This window comes from Luteimonas saliphila (assembly GCF_016774335.1).
GTDB classification, from domain to species: Bacteria; Pseudomonadota; Gammaproteobacteria; order Xanthomonadales; family Xanthomonadaceae; genus Luteimonas; species Luteimonas saliphila.
Map to the genome: position 1 here is coordinate 47712 of NZ_JAETWA010000013.1, position 16209 is coordinate 63920.

Genomic DNA, 16209 nt, shown 5'->3' on the forward strand with positions numbered 1-16209 from the left:
TGCCGCGGGTCCGGATGCCCGGCCGCCGCTGGCCGGTGCCGGGCGTCCGGAACTTGCGCCGCTTCGCCACGGACGGCGTCGGTCGGCTTCCCGGGAGATCCCGTCCCGCTCATCTCGGCCCGAACTGTTCGCGGTAGCGGCGCACGTACTCGCGTACCGCGGCGTTGTGCTCGTCGAGCGTACGCGAGAACACATGGCGGCCGCTGCCGTCTCCGACCGCGACGAAGTACAGCGTGTCGCCGTCGGCCGGGTTGGTCGCGGCGCGGATCGCGTCGATGCCGGCCATCGCGATCGGCGTCGGCGGCAGGCCGTCGCGGGTATAGGTGTTGTAAGGCGTGTCGGCGAGCAGGTCGGCGCGGCGGATGTTGCCGTCGTACGCGCTGCCCATGCCGTAGATCACGGTGGGATCGGTCTGCAGCCGCATGCCGCGCTTGAGCCGGCGCGCGAAGACGCCGCCGATCTGCGCGCGCTCCTCGGCGATCCCGGTTTCCTTCTCGATGATCGAGGCCAGCACCAGCGCCTCGTCTGCGCTCTTCAACGGAATGTCGGCGGCACGCGATTCCCACGCCGCCTGCAGCGCCCGGCCGAGCGCGGCGTTCGCGCGCCGCAACAGGTCGAGGTCGCTGTCGCCGCGGGTGTAGACGTACGTCTCGGGCAGGAACCGGCCCTCGGGATGCACGCCGGGATGGCCGAGGGCGTCCATCAGCGCGGCGTCGTCGACCTCGCCGATCGTCTGCACCAGCGGACTCGCCTTCGCCAGCGCCGCGCGCAGCTCGCGGATGTTCCATCCCTCGACCAGGGTGAAGCGGTAGCTGACCACCTTGCCGTCGCGCATCCGCTCGAGCAGCAGTCGCGGCGTCAGCGCGGGATCGAGCGCGTACTCGCCGACCTGGATCCGGCCATCGGCGCCGAGCTGGCGCGCCAGCAACTGCCATTCGGCGTCGTGTCCGACGGTCGCGCCCGCGGCCCGCAGCTTGCCCAGCACGCGGGCGAAAGAATCCCCGCGCTCCACGACGAGCGACGCGTCCTCGCCGATGCCCGCCAGCGGCGTATCGGCGAAGCCGGTGTAGCGGTCGTACAGCCAGTATCCGGCGGCGCCCGCCAGCAGCGCCGAGAGCATGAAGAACAGGCCCAGGCCGCGTCTGCGCCTGCGCTCAGCGGCCATGCCGCGGCTCCATCGATGGGGATCGGTTCGTCATCGGCTCAGGATACCCTGCCGTCGACGCCGGTCGGGAACAGCGCCTGCAGCATGCCGCGCGCCTTGGCCCGGGTTTCGTCGAGCTCGCGCTGCGGGTCCGAATCGGCCACGATCCCGGCGCCGGTGCGGAAGCGCGCGCGCGCACCTTCGACCTCGGCGCTGCGGATCAGGATGTTGAGGTCGAGGTCGCCGTCGCGATTCAGCCAGCCCATCGCGCCGGTGTAGGCGCCGCGCCCGGTGCCCTCGAGTTCGGCGATGACCTGCATGCAGCGCACCTTCGGGCAGCCGGTGATGGTGCCGCCCGGGAACACGGCGGCGATCACCTCGCCCGGCGTCGCCTGGCGGCGCAGTCGTCCACGCACGTTGCTGACGATGTGGTGCACGTGCGCGTAGCTCTCGATCGTCATCAGCTCGTCGACCTCGACGCTGCCCGGCACGCAGACGCGCCCGAGGTCGTTGCGCTCCAGGTCGACCAGCATCACGTGTTCGGCGCGCTCCTTGGGATGCCCGATCAGTTCGCGCATCCGGGCGCCATCGTCGTCGCCGGGGAAGCGCGGCCGGGTGCCGGCGATCGGCCGGGTCTCGACCACGTCGCCGCGCACCGAGACCAGGCGCTCGGGCGAGGCGCTGACCACCGCCCAGTCCGGGCCGGCATAAAGCCCCGAGAACGGCGCGGGATTGGCCTCGCGCAGGCGCGCGTAAAGCCGCGCCGGATCCATCGGAACCTCGAACCCGACGCACCAGCCACGCGACAGGTTGACCTGGAACACGTCCCCGGCGGCGAGGTATTCGAGGATGCGGGCGACGCCCTCGACGAACCGATCCGGCGCGTCCTCATCCACACTCGTAGGCGGCTGCCACGCGGGCATCGCGGCGAGCCGACTCGTCCGGGCGAGGTCGTCGCCGATGGTGTCGAGCATCGCTGCGTCGTCTGATTCGACAACCGCGACACATTCGCCGCTGGCGTGGTCGCGCAGCACCGCGGCCGGGCAGCGCAGCGCCTGCGCCACCGGCAAGCCTCCCTCGGCCGAGGGCAACTGCAGGACCGGCTCGACCTGTTGCGCGAGTTCGTAGCCGAGCAGCAGCGCCCAACCGCCGCGGAACGGCCAGCGCGGCTCCTCGCGCGCCACCCGCAGCGATTGCCAGGCGCGATCGATCGCGTCGAGGAATGTGCCTGGAAGCGCGTGGCCGGCCTGGTCGCGCGTGGTCCCGTCCGGCGCGAGGGTCAGGGACTGGCCCGTCGCCATCAGCAGCAGGTCCCAGCGTCCCTGCGCGGTGCCGTGCGCCACCGATTGCAGCAGCAGCGGATAGCGCGCGGGTGCCAGCCGGTGCAGCGACAGCAGGTCGGTGGTGGTCGGGAGGGGGCGGGTGACCAGCATGCAACGCCGTGGGGCGATATCCCGGTTCGGGAGAGCAAGGATAAGAGCAAACGCATCGCGGCAGGACGCGAGCGGGCAAAGTCGTCGGGCTGCCGGGTATCCCGACTGCCTTCCGTAGCCCCGATCTCAAGAGCTTCCGTCCGCCTGCGGCGGCCGGTTCATTTCTTTTGATGGCGCCAAAAGAAACGAACCAAAGAAAAGGCGCTTCCCCGCAAGTGCACAAGCTCGCGACCTGAGGCGGGAACGGGATTTTTCGACACGGCATCCCTGCCGTGGCGAAAAACGGCGCGCGTCCTGCGCGCCGCCCTCCGGGTCTCCGAACCCCAAGGTCGCCTCACCCAGGTCAAGAGCAGGAAACAGGAGAGAGCAGACGCGTCAACGCGCTGCTCGCCGGAACTGGTGGTGCCAGTAGCACCGGCGTGTTTTTCCCAAGTTGCAGGAAGATCACCTTAACTTGTGCTTTCCATAAACCACCGCGTCACCCTGCAGACCCGGAGGGCGCCGCACAGGATGTGCGGCGTTTTCCGACCGAGCCATGGATGGCGAGTCGGAAAATCTCGATCCTGTGTGAGCCGCGAGCTTGTGCCGTTGCGGGGAAAGCGTTTTTCTTTGGTTCGTTTCTTTTGGCGCTTCAAAAGAAATGAACCCGCTCGCCTACGGCGAGCGGAAGCTCTTGCCTCAGATCTGTAGGCCAAAAACCCAACGGATCACGGATCACGGATCACGAAAACGACGACCCTGTCCCGATCGCACCGGAATCGATCAGACCCGCTTGAACACCAGCGTCCCGTTCGTCCCACCGAACCCGAACGAATTCGACAACGCGATGTCGATCTTCGCCTCGCGCGCCGTATGCGGCACGTAGTCGAGGTCGCAGCCCTCGGACGGGTTGTCGAGGTTGATCGTCGGCGGGATCACGCCGGCATGGATCGCCATGGCCGAGAACACCGCCTCGACCCCGCCGGCGGCACCGAGCAGGTGCCCGGTCATCGACTTGGTCGAGCTGACCATCAGCTTCGACGCATGCGCGCCGAACACCGACTTGATACCCATGGTCTCGGCCAGGTCGCCCTGTGGCGTGGACGTGCCGTGCGCGTTGATGTATCCGACCGCGGACGGATCGATGCCGGCATCCCGGATCGCGGCGACCATGCAGCGCGCCCCGCCCTCGCCGTTCTCGCTGGGCGCGGTCATGTGGTGCGCATCGCCGCTCATGCCGAAGCCGGCCAGCTCGGCGTAGATGCGCGCGCCGCGCGCCTTCGCGCGCTCGTACTCTTCCAGCACCAGCACGCCGGCGCCGTCGCCCATGACGAAACCGTCGCGATCGCGGTCCCAGGGACGCGATGCCTGTTGCGGATCATCGTTGCGCGTGGACAGCGCCTTCATCGCGCAGAAGCCGCCGACCGAGGTCGGGGTGGTCGCGAACTCGGCGCCGCCGGCGATCATCGCGTCGGCATCGCCGTACTGGATCATCCGCGCCGCCAGCCCGATGTTGTGGGTGGCCGTGGTGCAGGCGGTGACCACAGCGATGTTCGGTCCCTTCGCGCCGGTGATGATCGAGACATGGCCGGAGATCATGTTGATGATCGTGCTCGGCACGTAGAACGGCGAGATCTTGCGCGGGCCGCCCTCGTGGTACTTGATCGCCGTGTCTTCGATGCCCTTGAGGCCGCCGATGCCGGCGCCGATCGCCACGCCGATGCGGTCGGCCGCCTCGCCGGACACTTCAAGTCCGGCATCGGCGATCGACATCAACGCCGCCGCCACGCCGTAGTGCACGAAGGGATCCATCTTCTTGATGTCCTTCGCGGCGATCCATTGCGAGGCATCGAAGTCCTTGACCTGGCCGGCGATGCGGGTCGCGAACGCGGACGGGTCGAAGTGGGTGATCGGGCCGATCCCGGACCGGCCGTTGACGATGCCGTCCCAGCTCGACGCCAGGTCGTTGCCGAGCGGCGACAGGATGCCGATGCCGGTAATGGCGACGCGGCGCTTGGACATGGTCGACTCTCTCCTCACTGCATGGGACGGCGCTGCACGCCACGATGCGGCGCGCCGCAAAACACGCGAGGCCGCAAAAAGCGGCCCCGGTGTTGTTTCAGGTCGACCGGTTCAACGGTCGACGGATGGCATCGCCTGCGCGGCTGCGCCGGGCCGGATGCGACCGGGCGTGGAGCCGACGGGCATCACGCCTTGACGTGGGCCTTGATGTAATCGATCGCCTGCTGCACCGAGGTGATCTTCTCGGCTTCCTCGTCGGGGATCTCGCACTCGAACTCTTCCTCGAGTGCCATCACGAGTTCGACGGTGTCGAGCGAATCCGCGCCGAGGTCGTCCACGAAGGAAGCGCTGGCGCTGACCTCCTCTTCCTTGACGCCCAGTTGTTCGACCACGATCTTCTTGACGCGTTCTTCGATGCTGCTCATTGGCTGTTGGCTCCGCGGAGGCTGTTTCGGTGACAAGTGTAAGGGCTGATCCGGGGGGAGGATAGCGCGTTGCCGCCGCGCGGCCCCGGGAGTGTGGATGCGGACCGCGAATCCGGTCACGCAATCCCTTTGGAATCGGCAACTTAGGGTGTGTCGCGGCCAGGCCGCGCCCACCCTGGAACGTCTCCCTCAGGGCATGTACATGCCGCCGTTGACGTGCAGGGTTTCGCCGGTGATGTAGCCGGCGCCGGGACCGGCGAGGAACGCGACCGCACTGGCGATGTCCGCGGCCTGGCCGAGACGGCCGAGCGCGATCTGGCCGATCAATGCGTTCTTCGCGTCCTCCGGCAGCACGGCGGTCATGTCGGTCTCGATGAAGCCGGGGGCGACCACGTTCACTGTGACGCCACGCGAACCGATCTCCTTGGCCAGCGACTTGCCGAAGGCGATGATGCCGGCCTTGGCCGCGGCGTAGTTGGTCTGCCCGGCGTTGCCGGTAACGCCGACCACCGAGGCGATGCTGATGATGCGGCCCTTGCGCGCCTTCATCATGCCGCGCATCACCGCCTTCGACGCGCGGTAGACGCTGGTGAGGTTGGTGTCGAGGATCGCCTGCCAGTCCTCGTCCTTCATCCGCATCAGCAGGTTGTCGCGGGTGATGCCGGCGTTGTTGACCAGGATCGAGATCGCGCCCACGTCCTTGCCGATCGACTCGACCAGTGCCTCGATCGCGCCGGGTTCGGCGACATCCAGCACGCGGCCATGGCCGCCGTGCGCCGCGAGACGCGCGGCGATCGCCTGCGCGCCGGCTTCGGAGGTGGCGGTGCCGACCACGGTCGCGCCTTGCGCGGCCAGCAGGTCGGCGATCGCGGCGCCGATGCCGCGGCTGGCGCCGGTGACCAGCGCGATCTCGCCGTGCAGGGGTTGGGTCATGACAGCTCCCTTTGGTTCGAGCGTTGGAGGATCAGGCGGCCGCCCAGTCGGCGAGCGCGGACTCGAAGTCGCCGACGCCGCCGATGGCGCGCGCATCGAGGTCCTTGTCGATGCGCCTGGCGAGCCCGGTCAGCACCTTTCCCGGGCCGCACTCGGCGATGCGCGAGGCCCCCTTGCCGGCGAGCGCACGCACGCAGCCGGTCCACTGCACCGGCAGGTAGAGCTGGCGCACCAGCGCGTCGCGGATCGCCTGCACGCCCTGGTGCACTTCCGCGTCCACGTTCTGCACCACGGGCAAGGCGGGTTCGCGCCAGGCCAGGCCGGCCATGGTTTCCGACAGCCGGTTCGCGGCCTCGCGCATCATCGGCGTGTGCGAAGGCACGCTGACGGCCAGTTTCACCGTCTTGCGCACGCCCCGTTCCGCCAGCAGCGCCAGCGCGCGCTCGACCGCCGCGGCATCGCCGCCGATCACGATCTGGCCGGGCGAGTTGTAGTTCGCGGGCACCACCACGTCGCTGTGCGAGGCGGCCTTGCAGACTTCCTCCACCAGCGCGTCCTCGGCACCGATCACGGCCGCCATCGCGCCGGTCCCGGCAGGCGCGGCATCCTGCATCAGCTGGCCGCGGATCCGCACCAGGTGCGCGCCATCCTTCAGCGACAACGCGCCGGCCGCGACCAGCGCGGCGTACTCGCCGAGGCTGTGCCCGGCGAGCAGCGCGGGCTGCGCGCCATCCTGCGCCTGCCATGCGCGCCAGACCGCGACCCCGGCCGCCAGCAGCGCCGGTTGCGTGTACTCGGTACGGTTGAGCTGTTCCTCCGGGCCGCCCTGCGACAGCGCCCACAGGTCGACCCCGGCGCCGTCCGACGCCTCGTCGAAGGTCTCGCGCACGACGCGATGCAGTTCCGAGAGTTCCGCGAGCATGCCCACCGACTGCGAGCCCTGCCCGGGAAACACGAACGCGAGTTGCGGATCGGTCACGCCGGCTTCCGGAGGAAAAACAGGGCGCGATGATACGGGCAAACGCGGGGCCTCGTCTGTACCGAGGCGTATGCCGCGCGGGTACGATCCCTGGAAACCCGGCATCGCCCGGGGCTGCCGTCGAATCCCGGGCGTTTCCCTTCGGGGAGTGCGTGGCGCGCCTGCTGGCAGCGCACCCTCCTCCTGTCACATCGGCCCATCCCATTCGTCATTTCGACCGCAGGGAGAAATCTCGGGGCAGCAGTCCGCAATGCAACGGCAGGGTTTCTCCCTGCGGTCGAAATGGCAGTGGAAGTCGCATCGAAACGACAGATGGCGATGACCCGTCCCCCGGGCGCGCCTGCTGGCACAGGATCAGTAGCGCAGCAGCGCCGAGCCCCAGGTGAAGCCGCCGCCGAAGGCTTCGAGCAGCAGCAGCTGGCCACGCTGCACCTTGCCCGAGCGCACCGCCTCGTCGAGCGCCAGCGGCACCGAACCCGAGGACGTGTTGCCGTGCCTGTCGACGGTGACGATCACGCGCTCCATCGGCATGTCCAGGCGCTTGGCCGTGGCCTCGATGATGCGCAGGTTGGCCTGGTGCGGGATCAGCCAGTCGATGTCGTGGCGGTCGAGGCCGTTGGCTTCGAGCGTTTCCTCGACCACCGAGTCCAGTGCCTTGACCGCGTACTTGAACACGTCGCTGCCGGACATGCGGATGCGCACGCCCGCGTTCTTCTCGTTCTCCCGGAACCCGACCGACACGCCGACGGGGTTCCAGAGCAACTCCTTCTTGCCGCCATCGGCGTGCAGGTGGGTGCTGAGGATGCCGGTCTCGTCATCGGCCTTGAGCACCACCGCGCCGGCGCCGTCGCCGAACAGAACGCAGGTCTCGCGTTCGGTCCAGTCGACCATGCGGGTCAGGGTTTCGGAGCCCACCACCAGCACCGTCTTCGCGTCGCCACAGCGGATGAACTTGTCGGCGACCGAAAGCGCGTACAGGAAACCCGAGCACGCGGCGTTGACGTCGAACGCGCCGCAGCCGGCGATGCCCAGCCGATGCTGCAGCAGGCAGGCCGAGGACGGGAAGATCAGGTCGGGCGTCGTGGTGCCGAGGACGATCAGGTCGATCTCGTCCGCCGCCACGCCGGCCGCCTCCATCGCCCGCAGCGAGGCCTGGAACGCGAGGTCCACCGTGGTCTCGCCTTCGGCGGCGATGTGGCGTTCGCGGATGCCGGTGCGCGACGCGATCCATTCGTCGCTGGTGTCGACGATCTTCGACAGGTCGTCGTTGGTCAGCACCTTGGAGGGCAGGTAGCTGCCGGTACCGGCGATACGGGAATACAGTCGCTCGCTGCTCATCTCGGGGACGGCCCTCGGATCGATGCGGGCGGCCTCCATGCCGCGGGGTCGCCGCAGCGCGGACGCCGTCGGCATGCCGATGTCCACCGGGCCCGCACGCGGGCCCGGACGGGTCAGTCTTCCTCGACGACCTTGACCTTCGGCTGGATCACCTGCTTGCCGCGGTAGTAGCCGTCGGCGGTGATGTGGTGGCGCAGGTGGGTCTCGCCCGAGGTCGGGTCGGTGGCGAGCTGCTTCGCCGTCAGCGCGTCGTGGGAACGACGCATGCCACGACGGGACGGGGTGACGCGGGATTTCTGCACAGCCATGGGATTGCTCCAGGAACGATTCGGTTGTTGCGACTGCTCGGGTCCGCCATGACGGCGCGGAACGCTTCGATTGTGTGGTTCAACTCTGCTTCTTTAGCGCCGCCAGCCCCGCGAAGGGATTGGCACGCACCTCTTCTTCCGCGGACACCGGCCAGTCGCGCTCCACCGCTTCGGAGCCCGGTTTCACCGGCACCACCGGGATGGCGAGGATCAACTCGTCCTCCACCAGTTCCAGCGGCCGCAGCACGCCGTCCTGCGGCACCAGCAGCGGCTCGTAGCCGGCCGGCAGCCCGGCCTCGTCCGCCTCGTCGCGGATCAGGCCCAGCCGCTGCACCGACCGCACCGGGAACAGGAACGGCTGCAGGGTGCGCTGGCATTGCAGCGGCAACTCCGCATCGATCCTCAGTTCCAGGTACGGGACCTGCATGGTGTCGCGATCGAACCCGAGCGCGAAGACCACCTCGCCCCCGGTGCCGGACAGCGCGTCGCGCAGCCTCGCCAGCGCGGACAACGCGACCCGGCCTTCGAATTCCCGCCGCGAGGCAACCATTCGCCAGGCGTCCAGGGTCTCGGGCATTTCCGCGGACATAAGCCGCTGAATTTTAAGGATGCCGGCTGGCCCTGTCAAACAGGCCCCGGATCGGCAACTCCCTGAAGCGGCAGGGAATTTGCCGCCGCTGCCGGCCCGGGGCAGACTGCACCCCCGCCCCGGGAGCGTCATTGTGACCCTGTTTGCCCTTTCCCTGCTGCTGGTCGCGGCCATGCTCGCGCTGTCGTTCTGGCTGCGCCGCCGGGGTGGGCGCCGCAACCGGGCGATGGCGCAGCTGCTGGATTCGGCCGATGCGCTGGAGGACCGGCTGCGGGCCGCGCGCTCGGAGATCGAGGCGATCGCCGGCGACGAGCAGAACCCGGTGCGCGAGGCGATGCAGGAAATGCTGCGGCAGCGGCTGTGGCTGCAGTTGCACGGCCGGGAGGCGTCGCTGGAGCAGCTCGATACGGTGCGCGCCTCGATCGATGCGGCCCGCGACAACATCGAGACGCAGCTGCTGCAGATCGAACGCGCACGCGCGTCGTTGCACTGAACGGCGACCCGGACCGGCATGCCAGGGCTCGTCCTCGCCTCCACGTCGCGCTATCGGGCGGAACTGCTGGCGCGCCTGCGCCTGCCGTTCGACACCGCGCGACCCGACGTCGACGAGCGCCCCCTGCCCGGCGAAGCGCCCGGCTCGCTGGCGCTGCGCCTGGCGGGCGCCAAGGCCGAGGCGGTCTCGGCGCGGCGGCCGGATGCGGTGGTGATCGGTTCCGACCAGGTCGCGAGCTGCGACGGCCAGGTGCTCGGCAAGCCCGGGACGCACGAGGCGGCGATCGCGCAACTGCAGGCGATGTCCGGGCGCGAGGCGGTGTTCCTGACCGCGGTGGCGGTCGCGGGCCCCGACGGCGCGACCGGCCATGCGCTGGACACCACCACGGTCCGCTTCCGCCCGCTGGGAGACGACGACATCGCCCGCTACGTCGAATTCGAGCAGCCGCTCGATTGCGCGGGCAGCTTCAAATGCGAGGGGCTCGGGATCGCGCTGTTCGACGCGATCGACACCCGGGACCCGACCGCTCTCGTCGGCCTGCCGCTGATCGCCACCGCGCGGTTGCTGCGCGCCCGCGGTTTCGCCATTCCCTGAGTTCCCCCGAAGCCTCAGTCCGCGGCGTCGACCCGGATCGGGACTTCGCTCCAGTCCTCCACGCTGCCGTCGGCGCCATGCAGGCGCAGCCCCAGCCAGCGGCGTCCCGTCGGGATCGTCCCAGCTTCGAGCTTCGCGCGGAAGCCCACGGCGGGGTGCCGCGGATCGGTGGAAATCTTCCAGTACGTCGCCGTCCCCGGGCTGGCCAGGCCGTACTCGGCCACGGCCGCCGGACGCCCGTCGACCAGCACCTCGACCTTCGCCAGACCGACGCCATCCTTGAACGCCCAGCCGGCCACCTCGAAGTCGCCGGATACGGCGCCGCCGGAGGGCGGGGTGTCGATCCACGCCATCGCCGGGGTGACGCACGCGCGCTCCTCTTCGCCCGCCTTCGGCGCGTGCGGCAACCCCTCCGGCCACGCCAGCAGCAGGAAGCGCTGGCGGCCGTGGTCGACGTTGAGCACGCGTGGCGCAGGCAGCGGGCCGAGCAGCCGGCACAGTGCGTGGTAACGCGCCAGCAGGTCGCGGTAGGGCACGTCGCTCGTGCCGACGACCAGCAGTAACGGCTTCCCGGCCAGCGCTTCGCGCGAAGTGACCTCGAGCCCCCACAACTGCAACTGGGGTGCGCGGCCGTGTGCGCGGTTGAGCGGATGGTCGAGCACCGGAATGTCGGTTTCGCCGAGCGCGAACCCCAGTTCGGCGCCGATCTTGAAGTTGTCGGCCAGCAGCCGGGTGTCGGCGGGCAGCCCGGCGCGGGCGCGACGCACCTCGTCGGCCAGCACGTCCCAGCCCGCGAAATTGGACGGATACCACTTCAGCGCGGCCGCGCGCGCGCGCAGCTCCGGCGTCGACACCGCGACGTGGTAGCCCAGCACCGCCACCAGCCCGACCGCCGCCAGCGACCAAGTCGCGACGCGCACCGCCCTCGGCCAGCCGGCGATCGCCGCCGGCAGCAGCGGCAGCAGCGCGACATAGCCCGGCAGCGGCCAGTGGAAGCTGACCCGCTCGGTGTCGGCGAAGAAGCCGAGCCCGAAGAAGCCGACGATGACGATCGCACCGCTGAGCGCCAGCAACCGCAGCGCCGGATCGTCCGCGCGATGGAACTTCCACGCGGCCCACAGCAATGCCACGAACAGCAGCGGCGTCACCAGCGCGGCCTGGATGCCGAGAAACGCGACGCCATCCGGATGCAGGGCCCAGGGATGGCGGTCCACGAGCTGGAAGCGCAGTCCGGCCTCCGCGTTCTCGATGTTCCAGGCCAGCAGCGGCATCCATGCCGCCGCGCCGAAGGCGATCGCGATGATCAGACGCGGATCGCGCAGCAGCTCGCGTCCCCGCGCGATCAGCAGCAGCGCGACGAAGCCCGCGCCGATCGCGGCGATGAAGCGATAGTGGCTCAGCGCGCCGATCGCCAGGGCGAACGCGAGCTGCACGGCGTTGGCGTGGGTCACGCCGCGGAACATCCTCGTCAGCGCGTCCAGGGCAAGCAGTGTCGCCAGCGCCATCAGCACGTCCGGCAGCGCCATCACTCCGATCATGCCGAACAGCGGCAGCACCAGCGCGGCGCAGCCGGCGGTCCAGGCCTGGCGCTCATCGAACTGGCGTCGGGTGATCGCCACCACCAGCCAGGGCAGCAGCGCCGACACCAGCAGGAACAGCGATCGCGCCGCGAGCACTCCGTCGCCGAACAACGTGCCGCCCAGGCGGATCGTCCAGGCGGTGAGGCCCGGCAGGTCCGAGTAGGCCCACGCCAGGTGGCGACCTTCCTGCCAGTAGAACGCCTCGTCGACGAACAGCGGCAGGCGCGCGGCCACCACCAGCTTGACCAGCACGACCGCCGACCAGAGCGTGATGAACGCCGCACGCATGCCTTCCCGTTCCCGCATTGCTACGCAACCCCGCTACACTCGAATCCGTATCGAAAGGAGTGCGCCGTGCCCGCCGCCATCCACGAACCGGCCATGCTAACCGACCGCGATCAAGACGCGTTGACGGCGGCGCAGGCCCAGGTGAACGGATTCGTGCTCGGCAAGGCGCACGAAGTGCGGCTGGCGTTCGTCGCCCTGCTGTCGGACGGACACCTGCTGATCGAGGACCTGCCGGGACTGGGCAAGACCACGCTCGCGCATGCGCTCGCCGCGACCCTGGGCCTGGGCTTCCAGCGCGTGCAGTTCACCTCGGACCTGCTGCCCTCGGACATCGTCGGCGTGTCGATCTTCGACGCGCAGGCGCGGCGGTTCGAGTTCCACCCCGGCCCGGTGTTCGCCAACGTGCTGCTGGCCGACGAGATCAACCGCGCGCCACCGCGCACCCAGAGCGCGCTGCTCGAGGCGATGGCCGAGCACCAGGTGACGGTCGACGGCACCACCCACCGCCTGCCCGAGCCGTTCTTCGTCATCGCCACCCAGAACCCGGTGGACCTGTCGGGCACCTATCCGTTGCCGGATTCGCAACTCGACCGGTTCCTGCTGCGGCTCACGCTGGGCTATCCCCACGAGGATGCCGAGCGCGCGCTGCTCTCGGGCGAGGACCGGCGCGAGCTGATCGCGCAGGCCATGCCGACGCTCGGCGCCGAGGACGTGCTGCGCCTGCGTCGCGCGGTCGCCGGCGTGCACGCCGGCGAAGCGCTGGTCGCCTATGTGCAGGCGCTGCTGGGCCGCAGTCGCCACGCGGCGGGCGTCCGCGTCGGTCTTTCGCCGCGCGCCGGCATCGCACTGCTGCGGGCGGCGCGCGCGTACGCGATGCTGCAGGGGCGCAACCATGTGCTGCCCGAGGACGTGCAGGCGCTTTTCGCCCCGGTCGCCGCGCATCGGCTGGTGCCCGGAAGCGAGGCCGGCGATGGCGCCGCGCTGGCCGAATCGATCCTGCGCGGCGTGCCGGTGGACTAGGCCGGGGCGATGCCACCGTTCCGAGTCCCTGTGGCCATGCGCGTCGGCCCGGCGCGGTCCGGACGCGAGTCGCGACGCCGTACGATCGTCGCATCGAACTCGCCGATCGCGCCACACGCCGGACGGACCGGCACGCGGCGCGCGACGGCCGCCGCCGTCTTCGGACGCTGATGCCGGCTGGCCTGCGGCAACGCCTGCGCGCGCGCTTCGACGCATGGGTGCGCAGGCGCACGCCGGAATCGCTGCCGGTGCGCTTCGACCGCCACCGGATCTACGTGCTGCCCACGCGATTCGGCGCGTTCTTCGCGATCCTGCTGCTCACGATGGGCGTCGGCGCGCTCAACTACAACAACAATCCTGCGTTGCTGCTGTGCCTGCTGCTCGCCGGGGCCGCCGTGGCCAGCCTGCTGCAGGCGCAGCTCCAGCTCGGCGGGCTGGAGATCCACGCCATCGGCGCCGAACCGGTCGCCGCGGGGACGCCCCTGCAGTTGCGGATCCATGCACGCGCGCCGGCCGGACGCGCGCGGCGCGGGCTGCGGGTCGACTGCGGCGCCCAGTCGGCCGTGCTGTCGCTGGACGACGGTGCAGGCGAAGCGGTGCTGTCGATCCCCACGTCGCGGCGCGGCTGGCTGGCGCCCGGGCGGCTGCGCATCTCCACCACGCGTCCCCTCGGGCTCGCCCGCGCCTGGGCCTACGCCTGGGCCGACAGGCCGCTGCTGGTCTACCCGGCGCCGGAAGCCGGCAGCCCCCCGCTGCCGTATGGGCTTGGGGAAAGCCAGCAGTCGCGCCTGCACCCGGCCGGCGACGACGTGCACCATCTGCGCGACTGGCGCCACGGCGACAGCCGCCGGGCGGTGGCGTGGAAGGCGTCGGCGCGTCGCGATGCGTTGCTCGTGCGCGAGTTCGAGCAGCCGCTGGGCGCCGACGTCGTGCTGGACTGGAACACGCTCTCCACGCTGGCCCGTGAAGACCGGATTCGCCGACTGGCGGGCTGGGTCGACGAGGCGGAACGCGAGATGCGGCGCTACAGCCTCTTGCTGCCCGGCCACACGGCGATCGGTCCGGGTACCGGGCCCGCGCATCGCCACGCCTGCCTGCGTGCGCTCGCGTTGATGCCCGGGGAGACGGATGCCGATGGCGCGCACTGAATCGCCTCCGCTCTCGACCACGGCGCGCGCGTGGGCGCTTGCCGCAGGCGCCGCGTGCCTGATGCCGCTGTTGCCGCAACTGCCCGCGCCGATCGCGATCGGCAGCGTCGCGCTGGGCCTCGCGATGGGTGCGCTGTCCTGGCGGCGACCGTTGCCGGGCTGGCTGCGCATGCTGCTGGCATTGGCGCTGGTGGGCGCCGTGCTGGGCATGTTCCGCTTCGCACTGGGCCGCGACGTCGCCTGCGCGCTGCTTGCGGTGATGCTGGCGCTCAAGCCCGGCGAGCTGGTCACGTTGCGCGACGCGCGCAGCCTGGTGGGGTTCGCGCTGTTCGCGCCGTTTTCCACGTTCCTGCTCGACCAGGGCCCGGTCTCGCTGCTGCTGGGCCTGGCGGGCGTGACGCTCGCGCTGGTCGCGCTGCTGCAGTTGTCCGAAGACGAGTCGGGCGATACTACACCGGTCCGGCCATGGCGGCGCGTCGTGGCGGTATTGCGCCTGGGAGCGATCGGGCTGCCGCTGGCACTGGCGACGTTCTGGTTGTTCCCCCGGATCGGGTCGCCGCTGTGGGGAATACCGGAACGCGCCCTGGCGCGGCCCGGCCTGTCGGAGGAGATGCGACCCGGAGAGTGGGTCGATTTCATGACCGACGATCGCCCGGCGCTGCGCGTGTCCTTTACCGGCCCGACGCCGGCCACCACGCAGATGTACTGGCGCGGCCCGGTGCTGATGGACTACGACGGACGGAGCTGGACGCGTTCGCGCTGGCTTCGCGGCATCCCCGTTCCCGCCACCACCCGCGCGCCTTTGGCCTGGGACTACGAGATGGAGGTCGAACCGACCGAGCGTCGCACGCTGGTCGCGCTGGAGTTGCCGGACGTGGTGCCCACGGGCACCCGCGTCGCGTGGGACCACGTGCTGCAGGTGGACGCGCCACTGTCCCGGGTGACCCGCTGGCGCATGCGCGCGGCGCCGCCGCGCACGTTCGAGCCGCAGTTGCCGGTCTTGATCCGGCAAAGCGCGCTGCGCCTGCCCGAAGGCTACAACCCGCGGACGGTGGCGCTCGCGCGCGAGTGGCGCCGCGAACTGGGTGTCGGCAACGACGCCGCACTGGTCGATCGCGCCATGGACATGATCCGGGCGGAATTCGGCTATACCCTCGACACACCACTCCCGGGCCGCCATGCCGCCGATGAATTCCTGTTCGACTGGAAGCAGGGCTTCTGCGAACACTTCAGTTCGGCGTTCGTGATCCTGATGCGCGCGGCGGGGATTCCCTCGCGGGTGGTGACCGGCTACGTCGGCGGCTACCGCAATCCGATCGGCGGCTACTGGATCGTGCGGCGCCAGGACGCACACGCCTGGGCGGAAGTCTGGCTCGAGGGCCGCGGCTGGGTGCGGGTCGATCCAACCGCAGCGGTCGCGCCCGAACGCATCTACGACACCATCGACGACCGCGCCGACGGCGGCGGTTTCGGCGGGCTGCCGGGCGTCACGCCCATGCTGGACCTGGGCGACTGGCTGCGCCGCGGCTGGAACGATCTCGTGCTCGGCTTCGACGCCACTCGCCAGTTGGCGATCCTGCGTCCGATCGGCCTGGACCGGGCCGGCGCGCGCGGCCTGGTGGGCCTGTTCGGCGCCTGTGCGGTTCTCGCACTGGGCTGGATGCTGTGGCTGACCGCACGCGCCGAGCGCAGCGGCGATCCGGTGCTGCGCTCCTGGCGTCGACTCGGCGCACGCTACGCCCGCCTCGGGTTGGGCCGCGAGGCCCACGAGCCGGCCCAGCAGTGGGCGCGGCGCGTGGCTGCGGCCCGGCCCGCCGACGCCGAGGCCCTGCTCGCACTCAGCGCGCGTTTCGCGAAATGGCGCTACGCTCCACGCATCGATGGGGACGATCCGCGCCCGCTGATCCGCGAGCTGCGCAGATACCGCCCCGCATGA

At 70.3% G+C, this 16209-nt stretch carries 15 protein-coding genes; 5 read left to right on the plus strand and 10 right to left on the minus strand.

Annotated features, from left to right (window positions below):
• Window positions 1–109: 109 nt before the first annotated feature.
• From mltG to JMO03_RS02675, 9 genes are all read right to left on the minus strand, one after another.
• The gene (gene mltG / locus JMO03_RS02635; RefSeq protein ID WP_202839956.1) at window positions 110–1165 is read right to left on the minus strand and encodes an endolytic transglycosylase MltG; all 1056 of its coding nucleotides are present in this window, start codon (window positions 1163–1165) and stop codon (window positions 110–112) included.
• A 38-nt stretch (window positions 1166–1203) separates the two neighbouring features.
• Entirely contained in the window at window positions 1204–2577 is a 1374-nt protein-coding gene (locus tag JMO03_RS02640) for an aminodeoxychorismate synthase component I (RefSeq protein WP_202839958.1), read from the minus strand.
• Window positions 2578–3339: 762 nt separating this feature from the next.
• Window positions 3340–4578, minus strand: a complete 1239-nt coding sequence (fabF, locus tag JMO03_RS02645; RefSeq protein WP_202839960.1) for a beta-ketoacyl-ACP synthase II — start codon at window positions 4576–4578, stop codon at window positions 3340–3342.
• Window positions 4579–4763: 185 nt separating this feature from the next.
• Entirely contained in the window at window positions 4764–5003 is a 240-nt protein-coding gene (gene acpP / locus JMO03_RS02650) for an acyl carrier protein (protein ID WP_146387575.1), read from the minus strand.
• A gap of 189 nt (window positions 5004–5192) precedes the next feature.
• Window positions 5193–5936 carry a 3-oxoacyl-ACP reductase FabG gene (fabG, locus tag JMO03_RS02655; protein WP_202839962.1) on the minus strand — a complete coding sequence of 248 codons (744 nt, stop codon included), beginning with the start codon at window positions 5934–5936 and terminating at the stop codon, window positions 5193–5195.
• A gap of 31 nt (window positions 5937–5967) precedes the next feature.
• Window positions 5968–6915: an ACP S-malonyltransferase gene (fabD, locus tag JMO03_RS02660; protein WP_202839965.1), complete on the minus strand. Its 948-nt coding sequence runs from the start codon at window positions 6913–6915 to the stop codon at window positions 5968–5970.
• A gap of 354 nt (window positions 6916–7269) precedes the next feature.
• Window positions 7270–8253, minus strand: coding sequence for a beta-ketoacyl-ACP synthase III (locus JMO03_RS02665; protein ID WP_202840093.1), 984 nt, complete (start codon window positions 8251–8253; stop codon window positions 7270–7272).
• Between the two features lie 113 nt (window positions 8254–8366).
• On the minus strand, window positions 8367–8561 hold the full coding sequence (rpmF, locus tag JMO03_RS02670) for a 50S ribosomal protein L32 (protein ID WP_149102163.1): 195 nt from the start codon (window positions 8559–8561) through the stop codon (window positions 8367–8369).
• Window positions 8562–8640: 79 nt separating this feature from the next.
• On the minus strand, window positions 8641–9150 hold the full coding sequence (locus JMO03_RS02675; protein WP_202839967.1) for a YceD family protein: 510 nt from the start codon (window positions 9148–9150) through the stop codon (window positions 8641–8643).
• A 133-nt stretch (window positions 9151–9283) separates the two neighbouring features.
• Here JMO03_RS02675 and JMO03_RS02680 point away from each other — a divergent pair, with 133 nt between their 5' ends.
• Entirely contained in the window at window positions 9284–9643 is a 360-nt protein-coding gene (locus JMO03_RS02680) for a hypothetical protein (RefSeq protein WP_202839969.1), read from the plus strand.
• A gap of 18 nt (window positions 9644–9661) precedes the next feature.
• Window positions 9662–10237, plus strand: coding sequence for a Maf family protein (locus tag JMO03_RS02685; protein ID WP_202839971.1), 576 nt, complete (start codon window positions 9662–9664; stop codon window positions 10235–10237).
• Window positions 10238–10251: 14 nt separating this feature from the next.
• Here the strand turns inward: JMO03_RS02685 and JMO03_RS02690 are convergent, their stop codons facing one another.
• Window positions 10252–12123, minus strand: coding sequence for an ArnT family glycosyltransferase (locus JMO03_RS02690; protein WP_202839974.1), 1872 nt, complete (start codon window positions 12121–12123; stop codon window positions 10252–10254).
• A gap of 48 nt (window positions 12124–12171) precedes the next feature.
• On the opposite strand from JMO03_RS02690, the gene JMO03_RS02695 reads away from it, so the two are divergent.
• From JMO03_RS02695 to JMO03_RS02705, 3 genes are all read left to right on the plus strand, one after another.
• On the plus strand, window positions 12172–13125 hold the full coding sequence (locus tag JMO03_RS02695; protein WP_425491763.1) for an AAA family ATPase: 954 nt from the start codon (window positions 12172–12174) through the stop codon (window positions 13123–13125).
• Between the two features lie 170 nt (window positions 13126–13295).
• Complete coding sequence (locus JMO03_RS02700; protein ID WP_202839976.1) at window positions 13296–14273, plus strand: DUF58 domain-containing protein; 978 nt, start codon at window positions 13296–13298, stop codon at window positions 14271–14273.
• Window positions 14260–16209 carry a transglutaminase TgpA family protein gene (locus tag JMO03_RS02705; protein ID WP_202839978.1) on the plus strand — a complete coding sequence of 650 codons (1950 nt, stop codon included), beginning with the start codon at window positions 14260–14262 and terminating at the stop codon, window positions 16207–16209. The genes JMO03_RS02700 and JMO03_RS02705 overlap by 14 nt, the downstream gene beginning before the upstream one ends.